At 45.7% G+C, this 23,998-nt stretch carries 23 protein-coding genes; 3 read left to right on the top strand and 20 right to left on the bottom strand.

The genetic code is table 11. From position 1 onward, the window contains the following. Nucleotides 1-7 precede the first annotated feature (7 nt). A complete protein-coding gene (locus AK966_RS17945; protein WP_099080827.1) occupies nucleotides 8-1,408 on the bottom strand; it encodes a replicative DNA helicase in 1,401 nt (466 codons plus the stop codon). Between the two features lie 349 nt (nucleotides 1,409-1,757). Here AK966_RS17945 and AK966_RS17940 point away from each other — a divergent pair, with 349 nt between their 5' ends. After that, entirely contained in the window at nucleotides 1,758-2,522 is a 765-nt protein-coding gene (locus AK966_RS17940) for a YdiY family protein (RefSeq protein WP_099080826.1), read from the top strand. 131 nt (nucleotides 2,523-2,653) lie between these two features. On the opposite strand, the gene rplI is transcribed toward AK966_RS17940, so the two are convergent. The 14 genes from rplI to pilM all read right to left on the bottom strand — a co-directional run bounded on the left by rplI (nucleotide 2,654) and on the right by pilM (nucleotide 13,859). Beyond that, nucleotides 2,654-3,106: a 50S ribosomal protein L9 gene (rplI, locus tag AK966_RS17935; RefSeq protein ID WP_099080825.1), complete on the bottom strand. Its 453-nt coding sequence runs from the start codon at nucleotides 3,104-3,106 to the stop codon at nucleotides 2,654-2,656. Between the two features lie 33 nt (nucleotides 3,107-3,139). Continuing rightward, nucleotides 3,140-3,367 (bottom strand): 30S ribosomal protein S18, encoded by a 228-nt coding sequence (rpsR, locus tag AK966_RS17930; RefSeq protein ID WP_000090472.1) that lies wholly within the window; start codon nucleotides 3,365-3,367, stop codon nucleotides 3,140-3,142. A 16-nt stretch (nucleotides 3,368-3,383) separates the two neighbouring features. Next, nucleotides 3,384-3,686 (bottom strand): primosomal replication protein N, encoded by a 303-nt coding sequence (gene priB, locus AK966_RS17925; protein ID WP_099080824.1) that lies wholly within the window; start codon nucleotides 3,684-3,686, stop codon nucleotides 3,384-3,386. A gap of 8 nt (nucleotides 3,687-3,694) precedes the next feature. Further along, nucleotides 3,695-4,075 (bottom strand): 30S ribosomal protein S6, encoded by a 381-nt coding sequence (gene rpsF, locus AK966_RS17920; protein WP_099080823.1) that lies wholly within the window; start codon nucleotides 4,073-4,075, stop codon nucleotides 3,695-3,697. A gap of 243 nt (nucleotides 4,076-4,318) precedes the next feature. Beyond that, entirely contained in the window at nucleotides 4,319-4,990 is a 672-nt protein-coding gene (gene rpe / locus AK966_RS17915; protein WP_119464646.1) for a ribulose-phosphate 3-epimerase, read from the bottom strand. Nucleotides 4,991-5,090: 100 nt separating this feature from the next. Then, nucleotides 5,091-5,930, bottom strand: coding sequence for a Dam family site-specific DNA-(adenine-N6)-methyltransferase (locus AK966_RS17910; protein WP_099080821.1), 840 nt, complete (start codon nucleotides 5,928-5,930; stop codon nucleotides 5,091-5,093). A 69-nt stretch (nucleotides 5,931-5,999) separates the two neighbouring features. Then, nucleotides 6,000-7,517, bottom strand: a complete 1,518-nt coding sequence (locus AK966_RS17905; RefSeq protein ID WP_099080820.1) for an AAA family ATPase — start codon at nucleotides 7,515-7,517, stop codon at nucleotides 6,000-6,002. Nucleotides 7,518-7,569: 52 nt separating this feature from the next. Further along, nucleotides 7,570-8,670: a 3-dehydroquinate synthase gene (gene aroB / locus AK966_RS17900; protein WP_099080819.1), complete on the bottom strand. Its 1,101-nt coding sequence runs from the start codon at nucleotides 8,668-8,670 to the stop codon at nucleotides 7,570-7,572. A gap of 29 nt (nucleotides 8,671-8,699) precedes the next feature. Then, a complete protein-coding gene (gene aroK, locus AK966_RS17895) occupies nucleotides 8,700-9,218 on the bottom strand; it encodes a shikimate kinase AroK (RefSeq protein ID WP_099080818.1) in 519 nt (172 codons plus the stop codon). A 190-nt stretch (nucleotides 9,219-9,408) separates the two neighbouring features. Beyond that, a complete protein-coding gene (locus AK966_RS17890; RefSeq protein WP_182852749.1) occupies nucleotides 9,409-11,154 on the bottom strand; it encodes a type IV pilus secretin PilQ in 1,746 nt (581 codons plus the stop codon). Nucleotides 11,155-11,186: 32 nt separating this feature from the next. Further along, nucleotides 11,187-11,708, bottom strand: coding sequence for a pilus assembly protein PilP (locus AK966_RS17885; RefSeq protein ID WP_099080816.1), 522 nt, complete (start codon nucleotides 11,706-11,708; stop codon nucleotides 11,187-11,189). Then, entirely contained in the window at nucleotides 11,698-12,291 is a 594-nt protein-coding gene (locus AK966_RS17880; RefSeq protein WP_119464644.1) for a type 4a pilus biogenesis protein PilO, read from the bottom strand. Before AK966_RS17880 ends, AK966_RS17885 begins: the two co-directional genes overlap by 11 nt. Beyond that, nucleotides 12,284-12,859 (bottom strand): PilN domain-containing protein, encoded by a 576-nt coding sequence (locus AK966_RS17875; protein ID WP_119464643.1) that lies wholly within the window; start codon nucleotides 12,857-12,859, stop codon nucleotides 12,284-12,286. The genes AK966_RS17880 and AK966_RS17875 overlap by 8 nt, the downstream gene beginning before the upstream one ends. Then, entirely contained in the window at nucleotides 12,843-13,859 is a 1,017-nt protein-coding gene (gene pilM / locus AK966_RS17870) for a type IV pilus biogenesis protein PilM (protein ID WP_119464642.1), read from the bottom strand. Before pilM ends, AK966_RS17875 begins: the two co-directional genes overlap by 17 nt. A gap of 179 nt (nucleotides 13,860-14,038) precedes the next feature. On the opposite strand from pilM, the gene AK966_RS17865 reads away from it, so the two are divergent. After that, nucleotides 14,039-16,603, top strand: coding sequence for a penicillin-binding protein 1A (locus tag AK966_RS17865; protein ID WP_119464641.1), 2,565 nt, complete (start codon nucleotides 14,039-14,041; stop codon nucleotides 16,601-16,603). Nucleotides 16,604-16,663: 60 nt separating this feature from the next. On the opposite strand, the gene oxyR is transcribed toward AK966_RS17865, so the two are convergent. After that, nucleotides 16,664-17,572: a DNA-binding transcriptional regulator OxyR gene (gene oxyR, locus AK966_RS17860; protein WP_119464640.1), complete on the bottom strand. Its 909-nt coding sequence runs from the start codon at nucleotides 17,570-17,572 to the stop codon at nucleotides 16,664-16,666. Nucleotides 17,573-17,739: 167 nt separating this feature from the next. On the opposite strand from oxyR, the gene AK966_RS17855 reads away from it, so the two are divergent. Next, the gene (locus tag AK966_RS17855) at nucleotides 17,740-18,468 is read left to right on the top strand and encodes a redoxin family protein (protein ID WP_119464639.1); all 729 of its coding nucleotides are present in this window, start codon (nucleotides 17,740-17,742) and stop codon (nucleotides 18,466-18,468) included. A 263-nt stretch (nucleotides 18,469-18,731) separates the two neighbouring features. On the opposite strand, the gene argH is transcribed toward AK966_RS17855, so the two are convergent. The 4 genes from argH to argC all read right to left on the bottom strand — a co-directional run bounded on the left by argH (nucleotide 18,732) and on the right by argC (nucleotide 23,979). Next, the gene (gene argH, locus AK966_RS17850; protein ID WP_119464638.1) at nucleotides 18,732-20,606 is read right to left on the bottom strand and encodes an argininosuccinate lyase; all 1,875 of its coding nucleotides are present in this window, start codon (nucleotides 20,604-20,606) and stop codon (nucleotides 18,732-18,734) included. A 250-nt stretch (nucleotides 20,607-20,856) separates the two neighbouring features. Then, the gene (locus AK966_RS17845; protein ID WP_099080808.1) at nucleotides 20,857-22,071 is read right to left on the bottom strand and encodes an argininosuccinate synthase; all 1,215 of its coding nucleotides are present in this window, start codon (nucleotides 22,069-22,071) and stop codon (nucleotides 20,857-20,859) included. Nucleotides 22,072-22,161: 90 nt separating this feature from the next. Then, the gene (gene argB / locus AK966_RS17840; protein ID WP_119464637.1) at nucleotides 22,162-22,953 is read right to left on the bottom strand and encodes an acetylglutamate kinase; all 792 of its coding nucleotides are present in this window, start codon (nucleotides 22,951-22,953) and stop codon (nucleotides 22,162-22,164) included. A 21-nt stretch (nucleotides 22,954-22,974) separates the two neighbouring features. Beyond that, nucleotides 22,975-23,979 (bottom strand): N-acetyl-gamma-glutamyl-phosphate reductase, encoded by a 1,005-nt coding sequence (argC, locus tag AK966_RS17835; RefSeq protein ID WP_099080806.1) that lies wholly within the window; start codon nucleotides 23,977-23,979, stop codon nucleotides 22,975-22,977. Between the last annotated feature and the right edge of the window lie 19 nt (nucleotides 23,980-23,998).

Below are 23,998 nucleotides of genomic sequence, written 5' to 3'. Positions count from 1 at the left end.
CATTGTATTACTCATCATCAATATCAAATGCAGGACCCGCGTAATTGTCAAAGCGCGAGTGTTGACCTTGAAAGGTCAAACGTACAGAACCAATTGGACCGTTACGCTGTTTACCTAGAATGATTTCTGCCGTCCCTTTATAAGGGCTATCCGGATGATAAACCTCGTCACGATAGATGAACATGATCAAGTCGGCATCTTGCTCGATAGAGCCCGATTCACGCAAGTCGGAGTTAACTGGGCGCTTATCCGCACGTTGCTCTAAGGAACGGTTAAGCTGCGACAGGGCAACAACAGGCACATTTAGCTCTTTCGCCAACGCTTTCAACGAGCGAGAGATTTCTGCAATCTCAAGCGTACGGTTGTCCGATAATGCAGGAACACGCATAAGCTGAAGGTAGTCGACCATGATCATGGATAGGCCACCATGTTCACGCGCGACACGACGAGCACGAGAACGGACTTCTGTTGGAGTCAGACCTGAGCTATCGTCGATGTACATGTTCTTCTTTTGCATCAAGATGCCCATGGTAGAAGAAATACGCGCCCAATCTTCGTCATCTAATTGACCCGTACGGATTTTAGTCTGGTCGACACGAGAAAGAGACGCAAGCATACGCATCATCAACTGTTCTGCTGGCATCTCTAGCGAGAAGATCAGCACTGGCTTCTCTTGTTGCATCGCGGCGTTTTCACATAAGTTCATCGCAAAGGTAGTTTTACCCATCGATGGACGCGCAGCCACAATCACCAAATCCGAGCCTTGCAGACCCGCCGTTTTCTTATTGAGATCGGTAAAACCAGTATCCACCCCAGTCACACCGTCTTGCGGCGTTTTGTACAACAGCTCAATACGCTCGAGTGTTTTCTCCAGAATGTTGTCCACATTCTGCGGTCCTTCATTTTCACTGGTGCGCGATTCTGCGATGGCAAAAACTTTACTTTCCGCTAGATCAATCAAATCTTCAGAGCTGCGACCTTGCGGATCATAACCTGCATCCGCGATCTCATTTGCCACGCCGATCAGGCCGCGAACAATGGCGCGTTCCGCAACGATATCAGCATAAGCGTTAATGTTCGCCGCACTAGGCGTATTTTTAGCAAGGTCGGCAAGGTAAGCAAAACCACCGACATCCTCTAATGATTCGTGACGCTCCAAATGCTCAGATAACGTGATTAAATCAAGAGGCTTGCCCGCTTCAAGAATGGTTTTGACACCATCAAAGATAAGACGATGTGGACGACTATAGAAATCACTGCTAACAACACGTTCGGCAACGGTGTCCCAACGTTCATTATCCAATAAGAGCCCACCAATCACTGATTGTTCCGCTTCCAATGAGTGAGGGGGCACCTTCAGTGCGTCTACCTGACTGTCCAAAGGTTTGCGATTTCTGTTTTCCGCCATGACTTTGCTCGATAACTACTATTGACCCGAGATTATAACCTTAAACCTAACTAATATGCTTCCCCGATACGACAATTACTTGTTAAGAGTGGAACAGGAGAAATACGTCTCTTGATGTTAAGCCAATGGCCTCTTTCGGTGAGTTAACACTCCCTAGTAACGTTAACCATCGAGCAAGCATCTATCATTATTGCAAAGAGTCAATATTGTGATTGGTTTCGCCCATATCAGTCATGGATATCACGATGGTAACTAAGCCTGAGTCTAATATAATTTAACGTACCATTGACCAAATAAAATATCTGTATCAGTATCATGCCCCACCATTTTCATTGCATTCGAGGTAGTTGTGTCACGATACTGGTTACTTGGCATTAGCTTGCTTTGTATGGGCGCATCGCATGCTGAAGAGTCAGTACAGCCAGAGCAAACCATTGAAGTGACCGTTCCTCTAGAAACTGAGGTCGAATTCGGCTATCAGGCTCACACAGGTAACACGGACTCTCGTTCCCTAAATGCTCGCCTAAGCGCTGAATACACTTCCGGTCGTCACCGTTCAATGGGTGAATGGAAGTATTACAACCTGTATAAAAACGGCGAGGAAGATAAACGATCTTCCACTTACACCGCACAGAGCGACTACAAGTTGGGGACAAAAACTTACTTGTATGGCAGTTTTAAAGGGGTAGATTCACGCTACAGTGCTTACTTTAAAGATTACACGCTTTCTGGCGGTCTGGGTTATCAGTTTGCTTACACTGAAGATTTCACTTTGGAGGTCGAAATCGGACCGGGCTTTCGCTATCAAGAACCGAACCTTGATGAAATTGACGACGATGATATTGTCTTTTCAGATATCGTCCAAGAGGCGATATTTCGTGGCAACATCAACACGACTTGGCATGCACTCGATAACTTGAGTTTTGGCGTTGACGTCACAATGGTGAGCGGTAAAAGCAACACGCGTATAGATAGCGATATTAGTATCATCAATAACATCACCGAAGATATAGCATTAAAGCTAGAGCAATCTCGTCAGTACCACGATAGGGTGCCAGAAGGGCTGAGCAAAGCAGATAGTGTGTTCTCGGTAAACCTACTATTTATCTTCTAATACCAATGCCGCAAATTATGTAGCCAGTATTAGATAATTTCTGGTCTTCCCCACCTTCCGCTTTTCATTGAAAATTAGACATAAAAAAAGCACCTCGAGAGAGGTGCTTTAAATTCGTCTTGATACTGATATTAGTCAGCAGCAACAACCTGTACTTTCGCAGTAGCGAACACTTCTGAGTGAAGTTGAACGCTGATCTCGAATTCACCAGTGTTACGTAGAGCGCCTTCAGGAAGACGAACTTCGCTCTTAGCAACTTCAACGCCTGCCGCTGTGATAGCGTCAGCGATGTCACGAGTACCGATAGAACCGAATAGTTTGCCTTCGTCACCAGCTTTAGATGCGATAACAACAGCTTCTAGAGCGTTAACTTTCTCAGCACGTGCTTCAGCAGCTACTAGTTGCTCAGCAACTTTAGCTTCTAGTTCAGCGCGACGAGCTTCGAACATTTCAACGTTAGCTTTAGTAGCCATAACTGCTTTACCTTGAGGGATAAGGAAGTTACGAGCGTAGCCAGATTTAACGTTTACTGTATCGCCAAGACCACCTAGGTTACCGATTTTATCAAGTAGAATAACTTGCATTGTTTAATCCTCTTTCTTAATAAAACGAACCGATTACTGATGCTTGTCAGTGTACGGTAGTAGAGCTAGGTAGCGTGAACGCTTGATAGCGCGAGCTAGTTGACGTTGGTATTTAGCGCTTGTACCAGTGATACGGCTAGGAACGATTTTACCAGCTTCAGTGATGTAGTTTTTAAGAGTTGCTACGTCTTTGTAATCAATCTCTTGTACGCCTTCTGCAGTGAAACGGCAGAATTTACGACGACGGAAGAAACGAGCCATGGGCTATCTCCTGATCTTAAATTTGAGTAATATTGTCGGCATGTAACACTAATTTCCCAACGCCATTTCGGCCGGTTTGATAAGCGACAAAACCACTTACCTTAATGTTACTACCTTGTACTAAATTCTGAGTTAACGCTTGTGACCTAAGCCCACTGACAACTACCGGCATTCGACAATAAACTTGTCGTGGTAGGTCAGCTTCGATAACAGCAGAGCGATGCTCTAACCAAAACCGACAGTGTTCAATGCCACTTGGGCTTTTACTACGAATGGGCGGCTTGGCAATGGTGCCACTCAGCTCCATTCGATTGGCCATAAGAGAAATTACTCAGCAGCTGCTTCTGGCTTAGCTTCAGCACGCTCTTCGCGACGTGGAGCACGCTCTTCACGTTGCTTAAGCATGATAGATTGCTCAGTGATAGCCGCTTTAGTACGCATGATCATGTTGCGTAGAACTGCATCGTTGAAACGGAAAGCAGTTTCTAGCTCATCGATTACAGCTTGGTCAGCTTCAACGTTCATTAGAACGTAGTGAGCTTTGTGAAGCTTGTTGATTGGGTAAGCCAGTTGACGACGGCCCCAGTCTTCTAGACGGTGGATTTTACCGCCAGCTTCAGTGATTGAACCAGTGTAACGCTCGATCATGCCAGCAACTTGCTCGCTTTGATCTGGGTGCACCATGAATACGATTTCGTAATGACGCATGGGTTGCTCCTTACGGATTATTCAGCTTCCACAAATGGCCCGGTCGTCCAGAGGAAGCAAGGAACTAAAGAAAATTGACCGAGTTTTAAGGAGCACGAATAGTACAGAAAGGACGCAAAATAGGCAAGTGATTATTTGCACAGCGCGAGGGATATTTTTGCACCCTTGCCTTCAGAAACGACAAAGGCTGCCAGCAAAGTGACAGCCTTTTTAATCAGTGTGTTATTACACTTATTTCAGCGCTTATTTAACTTGAGCAAGTTCCGTACGCATTTGGTCAATCACTTGCTTGTAATCTGGCTGACTAAAAATTGCTGAACCCGCGACAAACATATCCGCACCCGCTTCGGCGATTTCACGAATATTATCGACTTTAACACCACCATCGATCTCTAAACGGATATCACGACCAGACTCATCAATCATTTTGCGTACAGCACGGAGCTTATCCAAAGTGTTCGGAATGAACGATTGACCACCAAAGCCCGGGTTAACGGACATAAGTAGAATCAAATCCACTTTGTCCATGATGTACTCTAGGTGAGCAAGCGGTGTTGCTGGGTTAAGCACCACGCCCGCTTTACAGCCGTGCTCTTTGATCAATTGAAGAGTACGATCGACGTGCTCTGATGCCTCAATATGGAAAGTGATCATCGATGCGCCCGCTTTCGCGAAATCAGGAATAATACGGTCGACTGGCTTGACCATTAAATGAACGTCGATTGGTGCAGTAATACCGTAATCACGCAGCGCTTTACACACTGGCGCACCAAATGTCAGGTTTGGTACATAGTGGTTATCCATCACATCGAAGTGCACGACATCCGCACCCGCTGCGAGTACTTTTTCTACGTCTTCACCAAGACGGGCAAAATCAGCCGATAAAATGGATGGCGCAATGAGAAAATCTTTCATACCTGACCTCAGTAGTGGCGAGCAAACAACAAACAAATTTGCGCACAATTCTACCGAAGCCAGTGGGGAGATCCACTATTTAGAGACAATAGTGTGAGAACTAGGAGTCAGATTTATCCGTATCTGGGGCACGAAACAGAGCAAGCAGCTCATCAACTTTATTGCGTCCACTGCCGTTGCGGCTGATGGTTCGCTTCACTTTAACCACATTAAGCTCAGCACCATGGTACAGGCGACGCGTTAATGTCGTGTCGTGGTTTGAAATCAGAACGGGAATACCACGTTCAGTTGCAGCTCTCTCTGCAATGTCAGCCAATGCTGCTTGGTCATCAAGAGTAAAACCATTACCGGCATATGAGGTAAAGTTCGCCGTATTCGACAACGGTGCGTAGGGTGGATCACAGTAAACCACGCTGCCTTTGCGCGCTCGGCTGAATGTCTCAGGGTAACCTTCACAGACAAATGTCGCCTTCTTCGCTTTTTCTGCAAAGAATTCAAGCTCGGCTTCTGGGAAGTAAGGCTTTTTGTAAGAGCCAAACGGTACGTTGAAGCCACCTTTTTTGTTGTAACGGCACAATCCATTAAAACCAAAACGATTCATATAAAGGAATGCAAGGGAACGGTACATCACATCGTCGGTACCGTTAAACTCAGCGCGAATACTCAGGTACGCTTCTTTACGATTATTCTCTGCGACAAACCAACGCTTTGCCTCTGAGATGTAATCCTCAGGACGCTCTTTCAACAGGTTATAGAGGTTAATTAGGTCGGGGTTGATGTCTGCCAGCAAATATTGGTCATAGTCGGTATTCAGGAATACTGAACCAGCACCAACAAAAGGTTCAACTAGCTTCCGAGCCGGTGGCAAATGACGTTGGATGTCTTCAACCAGACCGTATTTTCCTCCCGCCCATTTTAGAAAGGCTCGTTGCTTTTTCATCTACTGCTCTATCTATCGACCAAAAATTAAGGCTGCGGAATGTAACATATTTTTCGACGAAGCTCAGGATTATTTCACGCGATCAATTTCGCGATGTACTTGACTCAAGGATTTTGCCCAAGGACTCACCGACTTAAGTGAATCAGGCAGTCCTTCAACCGCGTCACGCGCTAACTGAATGGTCGGGTAATCTTGATAAGTAATTATATACCACTCTGTACCACTGCGAACCGTTGGGTAAATGCGCACTTGGTGATTGAGCTGATGGAGATCTAAAAATACTTGAACATCTTCCATTGATGTCATGGCAGCAAGCTGCAAAGTATAGGCTCTTGGAGACAAAGCCTTTAACTCTTCACGAGCAAACGAAAACTTCAGCACCGGTTGACGCGAAGCCAAGTCTGAATCCGATCCTACCGACGTCTCACTATCTTCCGCCTCAACCACTTTAATCAATGATGAGCTGGCACTGCTTTGTAATGAAGCATCGGACGCTTTAACAACGGCGTCGATTTTAGCCGTATTCGCATGCTCAGGCTTACCTTCAAGCAAAGCATCGACCACATCAGATTCAATGACCACACGCTGTTGAGCCTCTTCAGAGCCAACACTTGCAACTTCGCCAGTCACCACAGGTGGTAATGCGTCCGAGTCATCGGTCACATTAAACAGATCAGAGTGGCTATCAGCATCCGTTTCCATCGACGTACCTACCGATACACCGACACTTGATTCGACTTCGGGCTCGGTTAACGTTGGGATCGCTGTTTGCTCCAAACTGCCTGTCATTTGCTGCGCTTTTTCCTCTGGACTTGGTTGATTATACATCCACCAGTAGCCACCTACTGCCAGTAACAATAACACCAACACAAGCAATGCGATGTTACGCGATGATCCGACCATTGAGCGGATAATAATCCTTTTTTCCATTTTCATCCCTCCTAACGCCATAATGTCGCCTGGAACAGGTTCAACTTTTTTAAAAGCATCTCGAACGCGTTTTTCCGCATCATCATCCACGTATCGAACCACTAAAGATTCAAAAAATCGACGCGCCTCCACTTCCGAGAGCATCTCAATGTCTAATTCAACTGGCTTTAACTCTTGCCCATAACTAAGGCGCGCGAGAACCGACTCTATCTTTCCAGCGATAGTAAAGAGTACGACATTTATTTTCCACTTTGGATTCGCTTGTGCTTCTAACACCAATATCCAAAGTTCTGAGAGCAGAGTTTCACTCAGCAAGTGAGCGTCATCGACCACAATAGCGATATCACACGAGTCGTTGCCGATAATTCGCACAAAGCTATCAATCAATCTATCTTGTTGATTAAAAAGAGCATCAGAAACAATCTGGTTCAAAATAAGCGTACGATGCTGCACATCATCTTGATTAGTTCGACACAGTAACAAACATTGATTTTTATTGCTTGCACCGAGCTCAAGGTATCGTTGTGCTAACCATGATTTTCCGTAACCGGCATGACCATTAACCGCAATCAGGTTGGACCCAAAATTGGTCAGTAAACCCAATCGATCCAACAATTCAATTTGAGAGTCCAATTCCAGTACGTGAGCGAAACTCATTTAAAAACCCTAATCAACAACAAAAATGACACCCTAAAACAGCATGACTAAATCAAATATCACGCCCAAAGTCGATGGCTTGTTTGATCACGTCTTGAGGTGTGTCCGCGATGACTTCTGCGCTGCCGATACCCGTTGGTAACACTAGGCGAAGCTGACCAGATAGCACTTTTTTGTCACGCATCATGTGCGCCATAAAGTCATCAAATGTCATACTTTCTGGGGTGTGTACAGGCAATTTAGCGCGGCGCAAAATTGCAACAATTCGATCGAACTGCGCTTGAGAAATCAACCCACGGAGATGGGATGTTTTTGCTGCCATCACTGTACCTGAAGAAACCGCTTCACCATGTAGCCAGTTCCCATAGCCTAGCTCCGCCTCAATCGCGTGACCATAAGTGTGACCAAGGTTGAGCAATGCTCGAATACCGGTTTCTTTCTCATCCTGCGCGACAACTTCTGCTTTGATTTCACAGCAACGTGCAATCGCGTAAGTCAGGGCTTCTTCATCTAGGGCGTACAGACGATCGAGGTTCTCTTCCAACCAATCGAAAAATGCACCATCATAAATAATGCCATACTTGATGACCTCTGCGATGCCCGCAGCAAACTCACGCTCTGGCAATGTCGACAAACAATTGGTATCGATAATTACGGCTTTTGGCTGGTAAAAAGCACCAATCATATTTTTGCCTAATGGGTGGTTAACAGCCGTTTTACCACCAACTGATGAGTCAACTTGAGACAATAATGTCGTAGGGATTTGGATGAAATCCACACCGCGTTGATAACACGCTGAAGCAAAGCCAACGAGATCACCAATCACACCACCGCCCAATGCGATAATCACCACATCACGCGCATAACTTCCCTCCAATAGGAAGTTCATGACTTGGTTAAATACGTCTAGGCTTTTGTATTGCTCGCCATCAGGTAACTCAAGTAAAGAGGCGTCACAGCCAAGCTGCTTCAGTTGGTTAAGAATTTTATTCGCGTACAGAGGTGCAACCGTGACATTACTGATCACGACCACTTTCTGGTTTGCGTTTTTATTTGAGAGAATTTGAGAAAGGTACGCCGGGTCCTCAAATAACCCGGCGCCTATAGAGATTGGGTAGCTACGCTCTGCTAGATTGACCGTAATCCGTTCCATCGGGGCCTCCAATTAAAAAAGATAATTGCTTATCTCTCTTCTAGCATTTTTACGATTTGGTTGGCTACCACTTTTGCACTCTGGTCGTCAGTACGAACGGTGTAATCCGCCACTTCTTCATATAGAGGATTACGTTCACCAGCCAATTGCTCCAATACTTCACGAGGTTTATCCGTTTGAAGTAAAGGACGCTTCTTGTCACGGTTAGTACGTGCCAATTGCTTTTCGATAGTCGTTTCTAGGTAAACAACAACACCACGAGCTGAAAGGTGATTGCGGTTTTCTTTGCTCATGACAGAGCCGCCACCTGTTGCTAGCACGATACCTTGCTCTTGAGTTAGGTCTTCAAGCACCGCTTCTTCACGCTTACGGAAGCCTTCTTCACCTTCTACATCAAAAACCCAAGAGATATCTGCGCCTGTGCGTTCTTCAATCACTGTATCAGAGTCAACAAACTCCATATGCAGCTGCTGTGCGAGATGTCTACCAATTGTACTTTTGCCGGCACCCATTGGGCCAACAAGAAAAATATTACGTTTCTCAGCCATATTTAGCGGTATTTTTACAACGTTAATTCAATAAGATCGTCACAAGAAAACACAGCCAAACTGCTATTCAACAAGGCTTGTGACACCAATTCCTCACAGATAATTCGTGATAAGACCCGAAATTATCCAAGCATGGTGCCACTAATGCAACTTTATTTTTGATCTAATCGCTTTTTTTACTGATTAAGCGTTACTGGATTACGACTTTGGGTGTGACAAAAACCAGCAACTCACTTTTACCTACATTTTCATAACTGCGACGGAAAAGCGCCCCCAATAGCGGCAAATCCCCCAATAAAGGCACTTTATCAACAGAGTTGGTAATGTTGTGCTGGAAAATACCACCGAGTACCACCGTCTCACCATTGTTCACCAATACCTGAGTTCCAATACGTTGAGTATCGATAGCCACAGCTTCACCAGTTCCCGTTTTTACTACTTGCCCTGGCCTATCTTGCGTCACACTTAAATCCAACACTAAGCGGTTATCTGGCGTAATTTGCGGCGTCACTTTTAAACTCAACACCGCTTTTTTGAACGTTACCGAAGTCGCACCACTTGAAGAAGATTCTAGGTATGGGATCTCTGTACCTTGCTCGATATAAGCCGGTTTTTTATTGGTAGTGATTAAACGCGGACTAGAAATGATTTCTGCTTTCGATTCTTGTTGTAACGCAGAAAGCTCTAAGTCCAATAAGGTATCAGAGCCCAGCTTTGCCACTTGGAAAGCAATACTGGTTGCACTCGGATTGGTCGCAGCTAAATTCACATTCAGGAAGTCATCAATACCGGCACTGCTACTAGCGTCTTCACCTTCACTACCGCCAGCATCGTAGAGGCCAATGGTCGCTAAATTACTCTCAATTGAACCTCCGACAGTATTGCTGCCATTGGTTGAGGTAAAGCCCCAGCGAACACCCAGTTCATCCATATTGCCTTCATAGATAGTCACAATTCGGGCTGCAATTTGTACTTGTTTAACGGGAATATCCAGCGATTCGATGATTTCTCGGATAACGGCAATGTTCTCAGGTAATTCACGAATCAAGAGTGAGTTAGTACGCTCATCAATCGTCATTTTTCCGCGTTCAGACAACATACTAATGTTACCCTCGCCATTGATCATCTCTGCAATATCTGATGCTTTAGCGAAATTAACTTTGATGATTTCCGATGATAGTTCGCCCATCTCCTGCTCGAGTTTTTGTTTCTCCAGTTGCTGCATTTCTCGTAAATCGAGCTCATCCTTTGGCGCGACCAAAATCACATTCCCATCAACGCGTTTATCTAGCCCTTTTACCTGCAAAATAATATCCAATACCTGTTGCCAGGCTACACCATCAAGGCGCAGGGTCAGATTACCGGCGACCGAATCGGACACCACCAAGTTGAATTGATTATGATCGGCAATCAATTGCAATACGTTACGCACAGGAATATCTTGGAAATTAATCGAAATCAGCTTGCCTTGCTTATCTAAGATGCTCTTATCTGGCACTTTTTCATTCGGCTTTAACTTACTAACCGTCACTTCAAGATAACGCCCAGAGAGCCGATAATCATGGGTATAACCTTCATCGATATACGCCTGCAAACGTGTGCCCGAAACCTCACGAAAGACCTCGACACTTTCAACTACGGTTGAGAAGTCTTTTACATCAAGCAGATAAAGCTGTTCATCTGCCACTAAAGTGTTGAGCAAATCAATGCTCAGCCCTTCCTGGACGCGCTTAATATCCACTATCGCTGCTGGAGAGGCCAGTTCGACTACAATGATCGCATCGTTGTCTTTGTTAGTGCGAAAATCGATACTTTTTAGTGCATTAGCTTGTCCTCCTTCAGCGTGAGCTAAAGGCGCCAAAAGTAAAAGCAGCCAGAAAGTAAAAAACCCAGTTAGCTTCTTTGGTAGGCTCGGAAATCCTTGTCTCATCTTCATTACTCAATATCAAAAAATAAATACAGCTATATCTATCTCAAAGCCAGCTTAACTTTGCGTTTTTGCCAGCACCCTAAGCCATCGGGCAGGGTTTCATTAATCGTTAAATAACGCTGGGATACATGGGTAACCTTGCCATTGTTGCGCCCAAGATATTGCCCCGGCTTAATGGGGTAAACGGTGCCGTTTGGTGCTTGCACAAGCCCTGAAACATTGTTATCTACACCCATCACACCTTTTAAACGCAACTGACTAAGAGGAAAGCGTTCCAGTTTTCCGGTACGCTTTCTCGCCGGAGGCTGCCAGCAATCTTTCCTAACCTCGGGTTGAGTCGCAATAATGGCTTCTTTCGGTAGCTCAAATGGGGCTCGCATCACCATGGGATCATAAGCGACCACCCGATATTTCTCCGCTGGCCTCAGTTTTTCCGCATCACGACGCGCTTTCTCTTCTACACCACGAATGAAATCGCTCAATGATTCATCATTGGCTTGGCACCCAACTAATACGCTGGCAATAGCAATACCTATCATCAGCAAAGTTTTATTTCTCAACTTTCGCTTCCTCAGGTTTGAACTGGTAAGTGTTCGCCTTTACGCGAAAATGCAGAGCTTCGCTCTCTTGACTGACTCGCTGCCACGTCACATCGGTAAATGTAATGATACGAGGCAGCGTCGCAATAGCTTGGGAGAAACGGCCAATATCATGAAAATCACCTGTCAGCTCAATATTGAGTGGCAAACGGTATAGAAAGTGCTCGGACTGTTTCTCCCCCCACTCAATACTGGTAAACGTCAGCTTGTTATCAATACCGAGCTCATTAACAGAGGCCAGCATGGTTGCCAGTTCTTTCTGCACTGGCAGTTGTTGCAATAGCATTTTGTAGCGCGTGGTGAGCTCATCCAACTGCGATTGAAGCTGAGGCAACGTTGCAACTTTATTTGCTTTGATTCTGAGTGCCACTTTTAAGGCTTGCTCTTCTTGGATCTGGCTATTAAGGCGTTGCTCTTCGGGAATAAGATAAAACCAATAGCCAAAGCCCTGAATGAACAACACCATTAATAAGATGACAGCCAACTGAGGATGTAATGGCCACTCTGCAATTTCATCAAATTCTAGATCTGACCAATTAGCCATGTTGACCTCCTGTCTGTTGAAGAGGCTCTTTAAACAAGAAGGAGGCTTTGAAGGCCTGAAATTCTTTACCAAAGCGCACTTTACCGTGAACAATCGAATGCATTTCTACATCGAGTAACTTGGCCGACCTCTCCATCTTATCCAGCATAGTTGCCAAGCGCGGCGTGCTATCGGAAATGCCTGAAATCTCTATCTCATAATCGTTCATCTTGATCTTATCGACGTACACACCATTCGGGATCACGGAAGGCATCAAATTCATGAACTCCGTCGTTTTGTTTCGCCCGCGTTGAAGTTCTTCAACAACCTTCAAGCGTCCTAAGATCTTGTCGTGTTCTTGCTCGGCGATCTTCATCGCTTTCATTCGTTGATCTAGTAGTGAAATATAATGTGCTAAATAATCGATGCGCTGCTGCTGCTGATCTTGCTGATACTGGTAGTACTGGCCAATGCTCCATTGAATGCCACCTGCCACTAATGCACTTAAAATCACTAGCCCGACAAAGCGACGACGGAGTGCCTCACGCTGGCGTTCGCGCCAAGGAAGAAGGTTAATGTGATACAACATTCTTACCTCCTAACCACTGAATCCCACGCACAGCAAGCCCCGCAGCCGCAGTGAAACGCGGCCAGTCCGCGGTGTAACGCTTGCGCTTAGGCACTTTCATATCAAATAAACCAAGAGGGTTGAGCAACTCACACTCTATCGCCAGTTGTTTAGACAGAGCTTCAGCGAGCATTGGCATGGTCGCCCCTTCGCCAGACAGCCAGATACCTTGGATGTTTTGTGAACCATTCATCGAGCTGTATAACTGCATTTGACGCTTCACATGTTCGATCATGTGACAGTTAAACGACTCAGCCATCCCTTGTTCATTATTTTCAGAGAGGGCATCGTGTCTCACTCCACTGACGTTGCGGGTCCCGCAGACAAACTCTTTATGAAAGAGCTCGCCTTGCTCAGTAAACATGGTGAATGAACTGCTCATTTCTCCAAGGTGAAGTAAACAATACGCACTCCTGCTAGGAAAGCGTCCTGCGGCCAACTGCCAAATGTGCCCAAGACTTTGCGAGTGCACATCCACCAGCACCGTTCTCAACCCTGACTTTTGAACGGCACCAACTCGCGCTTCTACCACTTCTTTACGCGTTGCAAAGAGTCGATAACTATCTATGCCTCGTTCCTGTTCTGCGACTTCAACTAAAGCAAAATCAAGACTCAGTTCTTCCACAGGAAATGGCGATTGATGTGAAAAAGCCCGGACGATGGCAAATTCTTTTTCACTTTCATCCAAGTGGTGTTCAATTGGCAACGTTTTACTGATCACTGCATTGTCAGGAACAGAAATAGCCACTTGTCGAGCGCCAAAAGGAAACATTTTTTTCATCTCTTTTAGGGTCTTTACAAATTCTTGATGATTTATGATGTTATTTTCAGCGACAATACCTTCCTTAAGTAATATTTCTTTGTAGCCCAATAAGGCGTAACTGTTGCCATTGGGTTTAAGTACCACGGCTTTGAGGCTGTTATGACCGATATCTATGCCAGTAACTAATAGCTTATCCATCTCTACTCTCGATCCGATATTCAATCGTGCAAAGTTGTTCTTAGCATCGAGAGAATTTTCTTCGTGCAAAGGTTGTGATTAGCATCTAAATAAGAGTTAATATCTCTATGTGCTAAATTTTTAACCTAAGAGTACAAGGGTTTGCCGTTATACAGCCTCAACCAATCAGGGATTCTCCGGTGAAGTTCATAAAGCGTTTACTATTTTTAACATTGATTTGCATAATTCTTGGAGTCACCACAATTTTCGGCTTCTACCAGTATGTAAAGCCTGAATTGCCAGACGTTGCAACTCTAAAAAATGTTGAATTACAAACACCTATGCAGGTGTTTAGTCAAGATGGAAAACTGATCGCACAGTTTGGCGAGAAACGTCGTATTCCTGTTACTTACGACGAAATTCCACAAGATTTAATTCACGCACTGATCGCGACCGAGGATAGCCGATTTTATGAGCATCCAGGTATCGACCCGATCGGTATTACACGGGCTGCAGTGGTTGTGGCGCTTTCTGGTTCAGCAAAACAAGGTGCGAGTACTATTACTCAGCAATTAGCTCGTAATTTCTTCTTATCGAATGAAAAGAAGATCATGCGAAAAATTAAAGAGATTTTTATTGCAATCCACATCGAACAGCTTCTATCTAAGCAAGAGATCATGGAGTTGTATGTGAATAAAATCTTCCTTGGCTATCGTTCATATGGCTTTGGTGCAGCTGCTCAGGTTTATTTCGGTAAGAGCCTAAATGAATTGACATTGAGTGAAATTGCAACGTTAGCCGGCATGCCAAAAGCGCCTTCGACCATGAACCCGATCTACTCATTAGAGCGTGCAACCAATCGTCGTAATGTGGTATTGATGCGCATGCTAGATGAGAAATACATCACTCAAGAGCAATATGACCAAGCTCGTTCTGAGCCTATCGTAGCACGCTACCACAGCGCTGAAATTGAACTTTCCGCCCCATATGTCGCTGAGCTTGCACGTTCATGGGCAGTCAATGAGTATGGTGAGGAAAAAGCCTACACTTCGGGCTTAAACATCTACATGACAGTGAACTCAAAACTTCAAGATGCTGCAAATACAGCCGCTATCAATAACCTATTGGCTTATGATGAGCGTCACGGTTACCGAGGTGCAGAGAAAACCTTATGGAAAGCCAGAGAAGAAGCGTGGAATACAGAGCAAATTGAAACGCACCTGAAAACGCAACCAACTTACGGAGAGCTATACCCTGCGGTTGTCACCAAAGTGGAGGATAAATCGGCACAAGTTTGGGTGAAGAACAACAATGAGCAGACTATCGCTTGGACTGGCATGAACTGGGCACGCAAGTTTTTGACCGATGAGCGTCAAGGGCCTGCGCCAACATCTGCAAAAGAGATCCTAACCGCAGGTCAGCAAGTATGGGTGCGTGCAATCAACACCACCGATAAAGAAGGCACCATCACAACCCATTGGAAATTGAGCCAAGTACCAAATGCGAATACGGCTTTTGTGGCAATGAATCCAGAGAACGGTGCGGTGCTTTCTCTGGTTGGTGGTTTCAACTTCATACACAGTAAGTTTAACCGTGCAACCATGTCTGTGCGTCAGGTCGGTTCGAGTATCAAACCGTTCATCTACTCTGCAGCATTAAACCAAGGTCTAACACTCGCTTCACTCGTCAACGATGCCCCCATTAATAAATGGGATGAGGGCTCAGGTTCGGCGTGGCGTCCAAAGAATTCACCACCAACATACATTGGCCCAACGCGTCTACGCATAGGCCTGGCACAATCAAAAAACGTGATGGCTGTTCGTACGTTACGTGAAGTTGGCTTAGACGAGACGCGCCAGTACCTAGCCCGTTTTGGTTTTGACATCAATGAGGTTCCTCGTTCAGAGACTATCGCCCTCGGTGCAGGCAGCTTAACACCAATGAAAGTCGCACAAGGCTATTCTGTGTTTGCCAATGGCGGTTATTACGTGGAGCCGTATTACATTGATCATGTTGAGAACCCGTTCGGTGAGGTGCTATTTAAAGCCAATCCAAAAACAATTTGTCAGAAAAATTGCCCTCAAATGAGTGTGCAAGCAGAAGATAAGTTCATCACAGAGTTTGGTGAACAAGATGTCGCGTTAGACAACGCCGACACAAATCATACATTGGAAAGCAATGAGCCTAATTACGCACCACAGGTTATTTCAGAGCAAAATGCTTTCTTAATGCGTGAAATGATGTACAGCAACATCTGGGGTGGTGGCAGTTGGCAAGATGGCACAGGTTGGAATGGTACAGGCTGGCGAGCACAAGAACTTGATCGCCGTGACATTGGAGGCAAAACCGGTACCACCAACGATTCTAAAGATACTTGGTACAATGGTTACGGGCCAGGCATCGTGGCGATTTCATGGGTAGGTTTCGATGACCACTCGCGCACACTTGGCCGTACAACCATCAACAGCAATCTAGGTCAAGACCAGATCTCTGGAGCAGAGTCTGGCGCAAAAACCGCAGAGCCTGCATGGATTGACTTTATGCACGCAGCACTAGAGGGCACACCACAACAAAGTAAGAACATCCCTGATGATATTGTTCGCGTACGTATCGACCGTGACAGCGGGCTGTTAACTCACAAAGTGGATGGTACATCGATGTTTGAGTACTTTGAAAAAGGGACTGAGCCTACAGAGTACGCCGGCAATCACCTCGAAGATAGTATCTACTCCACAGGCAGTGGTGAGACAGAAGAGTTGTTCTAATCGCTTAACAAAGAATAGGGAAACCAGAGGCTTCCCTATTCTTATCTACTTTTTGACTGTTCATGCCGCTATAGACGCGGTTTGCGAGCCAAGAATGTCTTTAACCTTCGCTGCTAAGGTCTCAAAACGCGCACGCAGTGGTGAACCAGGACGGTAAACTAATACGATACTTCTCGATGGCACAGGGTTCACAGCAGGTACATAGCAAACCCCATCTTTTTCCTTCTCCTTCGGAACCGAAAGCTGCGGCAATAGCGTAATGCCCGCTCCTGCTGCCACCATATTACGCAATGTCTCCAAACTCGTGGCTTTAAAACGTTCATCATCTTTGGCGCCGGCTGCAAAGCAGAAGCCTAAAGCCTGATCTCGCAAACAATGACCATCACCAAGTGCCAATACCGTTTTACCACTGAGTTCAAGCATATCAATATGATCGAGTTCTGCCCATTCATGGCCACAAGGGACGGCGACACTCATGGGTTCACTGTAAACCTCAATCTCTTTAAATGGTGCAGTCTCGGTTACTGATGCTAAAACAAGACAATCCAATTTTCCTTCTTCTAACTGACGGACCAGTTGATGGGTCTGCGCCTCATGCAAGAACAATTCAAGCTCTGGAAACTCTTCTTTTAGTTGAGGGACGATCTTTGGCAATATGTAAGGGCCAACCGTAGGTATAAAGCCAATATGCATAGGGCCAGTCATCGATCCACTTTGACCACTCGCCATATCTTTAAAGGTTTTCACTTCACTTAAGATGCGTTTCGCCTGCTCCACCAGCTGCAAACCAGAGTCAGTAAACAATACACGTCGGCTACTTCTCTCTAAAAGGGTCGTGCCTAGCTCATCTTCTAACTTACGAATTTGCCCACTTAACGTCGGTTGACTCACAAAACAGGCTTCCGCTGCCTTTCGAAAATGCTTGTGCTCTGCAAGCGCAACCAGATACTCAAAATCTCGGATATTCATGACATACGATTCGCTTTTATTGCTTGATAGAAATAATCTATCAAAACCATAGCATTAAACGATTGGAGCTATCAAAGTTTTTTTTCAATAATGAGTACATTGAAGCATGACGACGCGGAAAAACCGCTAAGCTCTCAACAAATTATTCATATAAAAAGGAAATCATCATGTTTGCATCAAAAGAAGGTCAAGCTGTACCATCAGTTACTTTCCCTACTCGTAAAGGTGACGCATGGGTGAACGTAACCACGGATGAACTATTTAAAAATAGAACGGTTATCGTATTCAGCTTGCCAGGTGCATTTACTCCAACATGCTCATCAAGCCACCTACCTCGATACAACGAATTATTCTCTGTATTTAAAGAGCATGGCGTGGATGAGATTCTCTGCGTATCGGTCAACGACACGTTCGTAATGAACGCGTGGAAAGCAGATCAAGAAGCTGAGAACATCACTTTCATTCCAGATGGCAACGGTGAATTCACAGATGGCATGGGTATGCTCGTTGATAAGAATGACCTAGGCTTTGGTAAGCGTTCGTGGCGTTACAGCATGCTAGTAAAAAACGGCGTGGTCGAGAAAATGTTCATCGAACCGAACGAGCCTGGTGACCCGTTCAAAGTTTCAGATGCAGACACAATGATGAACTACGTGGCACCTGAGTACAAGACTCAAGAATCCATCACCGTATTCACTAAGCCAGGCTGCCCTTTCTGTATGAAGGCAAAGCAGAACCTGATTGATCACGGTCTTCAATATGAAGAAGTCATTCTAGGTAAAGACGCAACAACCGTGAGCCTGCGTGCAATCTCTGGACGTACGACGGTGCCTCAAGTCTTCATCGGTGGTAAACACATCGGTGGTAGCGAAGAGCTAGAATCTTACCTAGATTAATCCTTTGTCTAATAAGCGCAGTCTACGTTGTTAACGTCCTGAGCAACAGCCTCGTCATTGACGAGGCTGTTTCATATAGGTAAGGCCAAGTAAAGATGATCCTCACTCAGATGACAGATAGAAAAAAGCCCCAAAACCAATATTAGTTTTGGGGCCCTCTTAGATTCTTCTAAGAAAAAGCAGTGGTACTTTAATAGACCAACCTTCTTCTCAAAGGTTCCAATTTTTTCGCTTATTATTTTATCCGATTTGAAAATCTTCGCTTAAGCGACGTTACTTTTCTGAATTACCTGCTCTATAAGATTGATCTCTAAAGCGACTTCATCACACGCATGTTGACGTGGACATTGGTCACAATCTTTCAATACTTTCTCCGGCAACAGTGACTTTGACGTTGGTAAGAAGCTTTGTTTCATAAAGAACTCAGGCGTGCGAGTCAGAACAAAGACTTTCTTGATCGCCATTTGACGCGCTTTCTCAATCAGGTTGTGCACAATCGCACTCCCCTGCCCCTGCCCTTGCCAACCGGCTTCAATACCTAGCGTTCTAATTTCAGCCAAACCAGAATCATAAACGTACAAAGATGCACAACCCGTTACTTCACCATGATGCTCCGCAACGGCAAAAGAACCAATATCACGCACCAGTTCATTACGTGAACGCGGTAAGTTCTCACCCATATTCGCCCAATAAGCCACCATGCCTTCCAATGTCTCGATATCGGTCAAACGTGCAGGACGAACTTTCACCGCCGAGGTATCACGTTGTGTTAGGCGCTTATCGGCTTGTTCCACCGCACAAGCAACTTGCTGTGGTGACACACCACCAAGCGCGCAACGTTTTTCTAAGCAAGATTCGATGGTTAATATATCGTACACATCCACTTCAATCACCTCGGAGAAGGTTTTGAGCTCTCGCAATGATAACTCTTCCAATGCACAACCTTTAGCAATTGCACCAACAACCGCAACACCGACAATATGGTGCGCTTCACGGAATGGGATGCCTTTCGCCACTAAGTAATCAGCCAGCTCAGTTGAGTTTGCATAGCCTTGCTTCGCCGCTTCTAGCGTACGCTCACCGTTGACTTTAATACCATCAAAGCATAGCGCTGCCATTTCCATGCAGTCGTTCCACGTATCAAGCGCATCGAACAGACCTTCTTTGTCTTCCTGCATGTCTTTGTTATAAGCCAGTGGCAGCGCTTTTACGGTCATCATCATGCCTGCGAGTGCGCCATATACACGCCCGGTTTTACCGCGGATAAGCTCTAGTGCATCTGGGTTTTTCTTCTGCGGCATCAGAGAAGATCCCGATGTCACGGTATCTGCCAGTTCGATGAAGTTAGACTCACCCGAATTGTAGAAGATCATGTCTTCTGCCAAACGCGACAGGTGCAGCATAGAGATAGACGCCACCGACATTAGCTCCATCACATGATCACGATCAGATACCGAGTCTAGCGAGTTACGTGTTGCACGGTGGAAGCCAAGATTGTGAGCCAACTCTTCACGGTCGATTGGGTAAGCGGTACCAGCAAGCGCGCCTGAACCAAGTGGGCAGGTGTCCAAACGCTTCAGGGCATCGCTTAAGCGTGAGTAATCACGCTCAAACATTTCGACATAAGCCAAACACCAGTGAGCAAAGGTCACAGGTTGTGCGCGCTGCAGGTGTGTATAACCAGGTAGGACTGTATCTTGATGCTGCTTTGCTACGCCAACCATTTTAGTTTGTAAACGGTCGAGGGCAATGAGCAGTTGCTGACCTTGCTGACGGCACCAAAGCTTGAGGTCCGTTGCCACTTGGTCATTACGCGAACGACCGGTATGTAGCTTTTTACCTAAGTCACCCACTTTGCCTATCAACTGCTGCTCAACCCATGAATGGATATCTTCCGCATCCGAATGCAAGATTTGATGTGGGTCTTCCATGACTTCTAGTTTGAGCTCATTCAGTGCGAGTTCAAGCTTTTGCTGCTCTTGTGCGGACAGCACATCGACAGAAAGTAACGCTTTAGACCACGCAATAGAACCGACAATGTCTTGCTCAGCTAATCGGTAGTCGAAACGCAACGAATCGTTGAAGTCTTTAAATCTGGTGTCTGCCGCTTGGGTAAATCTTCCGCCCCATAATGCCATTGCGTCTCTCCTGATGACTATTACTTATGCTAACCTGCTATTCATGAAGTGTTGACCAAACTGATGATCATTTGCTCACTTTTTCTTATGTTTCAACGGTACGATAAACCCAACAAAAAATAAAGTATAAATTCAGTATTATTACATATTTATTCACGATTATTTTATTTTTATGTTGGCCATATCAGCAAAATAAAAAAGACCTGCCGATAGTAGGCAGGTCTTTTATTTTATAAGGTGTTAAATTGGCTTATTTTTTCTGGCTGTTCAATGCGCGGATACGGCTGGATAGCGAATACAGACGGATGAAGCCTTCTGCATGGCTTTGATCATAAACTTCATCCTCACCAAAGGTCGCAAACTGCTCACAGTACAAACTATTGTCAGAGCGTTTTTGAGTGACCGTAGCTTGGCCTTTGTACAGCTTCACAACCACTTCACCATTAACATCCTTCGCAAGTTCTTCTGTCGCGGCAAGGATCGACTTACACAGTGGTGTGAACCAACGACCGTCATACACGAGATGCGATGCCTTTAGGCCTAACTCTTCACGGAATTCGAATGATGATTTATCGAGCACGAGCTGCTCAACCGCACGCAGAGCTTCCATCATGATGGTGCCCCCTGGCGTTTCGTAACAACCACGAGACTTCATCCCCACAAGGCGGTTCTCGACGATATCAATTCGGCCAACGCCATGCTTCGCCCCTTTCTCGTTTAAGTAAACCAGAGTGTTGTAGGGCGTCATTGCTTCACCATCAACTTCAACAACTTCACCTTTCGCTACCTTTAACGTCACGTATTCTGCTTCGTTTGGTGCTTGCTCTGGATCGACTGTCCAAACCCAGCAATCTTCGTTCGGTGCATTCCATGTATCTTCGAGAACACCACCCTCTGTTGAGATGTGCCACGCGTTGGCATCTCGCGAGTAGATCTTAGTCAGAGACGCTGAGCAAGGAATATTACGCTCTGCGAGGTAATCCAAACACTCTTCACGGCTAACAAGATCCCACTCACGCCATGGAGCAATCACATGTAGATCCGGTGCTAGTGCTGCAAATGCGCCTTCAAAACGCACTTGGTCATTACCTTTGCCAGTACAACCGTGACACAGCGCGTCAGCGCCCACTTTACGCGCCACTTCTACCTGTGCTTTAGCAATGATTGGACGCGCCATTGACGTACCTAGCAGATATTTACCTTCGTAGTAAGCCCCCGTTTTTAGTGTCGGGTAAATGTAGTCTGCGACCATCTCTTCTTTCAGGTCAGCGATGTAACACTCCGAAGCACCCGAGGCTTTTGCTTTCGCTTCAATGCCTTCTAGCTCTTCTGCGCCTTGACCAACATCGGCAACGAAAGCCACCACTTCACAATCGTAGTTCTCTTTTAGCCACGGGATAATGACTGAAGTATCTAGACCGCCTGAGTATGCGACTACCACTTTTTTAACGTTCACTTTGCTCATTTTTGTTCTCCAAACTTACCTGGCGCTGCGCTCGGCGGTCAGTGCCAACCACTTCCTAATGTTGAATTTTTTAACTGTTTTGCTTCTGCTTTATTGCGGCAGAAACTGCGTTCCTATACTTTCACCCGCGAATAACTGGGTAAGTTTCTCTGGGTAACGCCATGTCGCGACTTCGATAGGACGACCAAGATCATTGGCGGCCTCCAAGGCGGCTTTAACTTTGACGATCATGCCGTCGGTGATCACTTGCCCTTGGATCAAGGCATCGGTTTCTTGCTCGGATAGCGTTTTAATCAAATGACCTTTACCATCCAATACACCACTCACATCAGACAAAAGTACTAACTCCGCATCTAATGCACCCGCTACAGCAACAGCAGCTTGGTCTGCATTCACATTCATCATTTGGCCTTTATCTGTCAGGCCAATTGAGCTAATGATCGGTAGCGCACCTGTGTTTAGAACCGCTTGTAATAACGTTGAATCACCCGGTGATGCTTTGCCTACTGCGCCTAACTCTGGATTAAGCTCTTCGACATGACACATTCCGCCATCTGCAAGACTAAGTCCTACCGCATTCAGCCCATCAGCAATCGCTTGACCTTGCAGTAACTTATTCGCTGTACCCGCAAGCGCACCTGCAATCACAGGAATTTGCTCATAAGGCGTCACACGAAGACCATTTTTCTTTACGGTCTCAAGCTGAAGCTTTGCCATCAACTCATCAACTAGGTAGCCACCTCCATGAACGATGGCGATTTGTCGCTGCGCCGATTTTTGGTATGCCGCAATAGCAGCAAACAGTTGGCTTAAGGTTTGAGTGCAAGATAGAGCTGCACCACCGAGCTTAATGACTAAAGGAGCTTGATTGGTTTGCGTCATCGCATTTCCCTCTTTCAACGACTACAGCAACGCTGTCAGTTCTGGGTAACCGTAATGAATATTGAGACATTGCATCGCTTGACTCGATGCACCTTTAAGTAGGTTGTCGATCGCCGATATCACAATGATGTGCTCGCCTTTTACCCTCCAGCCGATATCGCAGAAAGGGGTATTTTCGACATCCTGAATACGTGGAATACCATCGCCTTTTAGACGAACTGCTGGCTTACCTTGATAGGCTTGTTCAAACGCTTGTGCCACTTGTTTTTCCGCCACACCTTGCGCCAACTTCATTGTGATGGTGGCAAGAATGCCGCGCTTAAAGTTGCCTAGATGTGGAGTAAAAATCACATCGCAACCTAAGTGTTGAGTAATCTCTGGTTGGTGGCGATGGTTAAAGACACCATATGGCTGCAAACTCACTTCGCAGAAGCTATTGACCATGGAGGCTTTACGTCCTGCGCCAGACACACCACTGGTAGCATTAATCACTGGCCATTGGTTGGTATCTAGTAATGCACTTTCTAACAGAGGTTTGATTGCGAGCTGTGAAGCGGTTGGGTAGCACCCCGCCACTGCAATCAAGGAAGTGGTTTTGATTAATTCTTGGTTCCACTCTGCTAAGCCGTATGCTGCTTTATCTAGCCAGTTGTTATATTGATGTTCGAAGCCATAAAAGGTGTTGTAGAAGCCTTCGCTTTTCACACGGAATGCCCCCGATAAATCGAATACCTGACAACCCGCATCTAAGAAAATTGGGGCTAAGTCGTGGCTCACTTCATGCGCTGTCGCCAGAAAGACGACATCTGACACTTGAGCAACTTGCTCAGGGTCGGTCAGTGGTGAAACTGGCATATCAATCACACCCGCTAACTTGCCGTGCAATTGAGCAATATTCTTTCCTGCATCTACGCTATTGGCGGAAACGTATAAACCTGATAGCGTGAGTTCAGGGTGTTTGTTGACCATTAAAGCCAACTCTGCGCCGGTGTAGCCGCTGGCTCCGATAATCGTGGTTTTTAGCATTACATGGCATCCATACGCT

The organism is Vibrio sp. PID23_8, from assembly GCF_003584965.1.
Classification (GTDB): Bacteria; Pseudomonadota; Gammaproteobacteria; order Enterobacterales; family Vibrionaceae; genus Vibrio.
This window is presented reverse-complemented; position numbering and strand designations above follow the sequence as displayed.

Coding starts and splice junctions, on each gene's coding strand:
- AK966_RS17945 (WP_099080827.1), bottom strand. CDS start 1,408: ATGGCGGAAAACAGAAATCGCAAACCTTTGGACAGTCAGGTAGACGCA.
- rplI (WP_099080825.1), bottom strand. CDS start 3,106: ATGCAAGTTATTCTACTTGATAAAATCGGTAACCTAGGTGGTCTTGGC.
- rpsR (WP_000090472.1), bottom strand. CDS start 3,367: ATGGCTCGTTTCTTCCGTCGTCGTAAATTCTGCCGTTTCACTGCAGAA.
- priB (WP_099080824.1), bottom strand. CDS start 3,686: ATGGCCAATCGAATGGAGCTGAGTGGCACCATTGCCAAGCCGCCCATT.
- rpsF (WP_099080823.1), bottom strand. CDS start 4,075: ATGCGTCATTACGAAATCGTATTCATGGTGCACCCAGATCAAAGCGAG.
- rpe (WP_119464646.1), bottom strand. CDS start 4,990: ATGAAAGATTTTCTCATTGCGCCATCCATTTTATCGGCTGATTTTGCC.
- AK966_RS17910 (WP_099080821.1), bottom strand. CDS start 5,930: ATGAAAAAGCAACGAGCCTTTCTAAAATGGGCGGGAGGAAAATACGGT.
- AK966_RS17905 (WP_099080820.1), bottom strand. CDS start 7,517: ATGAGTTTCGCTCACGTACTGGAATTGGACTCTCAAATTGAATTGTTG.
- aroB (WP_099080819.1), bottom strand. CDS start 8,670: ATGGAACGGATTACGGTCAATCTAGCAGAGCGTAGCTACCCAATCTCT.
- aroK (WP_099080818.1), bottom strand. CDS start 9,218: ATGGCTGAGAAACGTAATATTTTTCTTGTTGGCCCAATGGGTGCCGGC.
- AK966_RS17890 (WP_182852749.1), bottom strand. CDS start 11,154: ATGAAGATGAGACAAGGATTTCCGAGCCTACCAAAGAAGCTAACTGGG.
- AK966_RS17880 (WP_119464644.1), bottom strand. CDS start 12,291: ATGGCTAATTGGTCAGATCTAGAATTTGATGAAATTGCAGAGTGGCCA.
- AK966_RS17875 (WP_119464643.1), bottom strand. CDS start 12,859: ATGTTGTATCACATTAACCTTCTTCCTTGGCGCGAACGCCAGCGTGAG.
- pilM (WP_119464642.1), bottom strand. CDS start 13,859: ATGGATAAGCTATTAGTTACTGGCATAGATATCGGTCATAACAGCCTC.
- oxyR (WP_119464640.1), bottom strand. CDS start 17,572: ATGAATATCCGAGATTTTGAGTATCTGGTTGCGCTTGCAGAGCACAAG.
- AK966_RS17855 (WP_119464639.1), top strand. CDS start 17,740: ATGTTTGCATCAAAAGAAGGTCAAGCTGTACCATCAGTTACTTTCCCT.
- argH (WP_119464638.1), bottom strand. CDS start 20,606: ATGGCATTATGGGGCGGAAGATTTACCCAAGCGGCAGACACCAGATTT.
- AK966_RS17845 (WP_099080808.1), bottom strand. CDS start 22,071: ATGAGCAAAGTGAACGTTAAAAAAGTGGTAGTCGCATACTCAGGCGGT.
- argB (WP_119464637.1), bottom strand. CDS start 22,953: ATGACGCAAACCAATCAAGCTCCTTTAGTCATTAAGCTCGGTGGTGCA.
- argC (WP_099080806.1), bottom strand. CDS start 23,979: ATGCTAAAAACCACGATTATCGGAGCCAGCGGCTACACCGGCGCAGAG.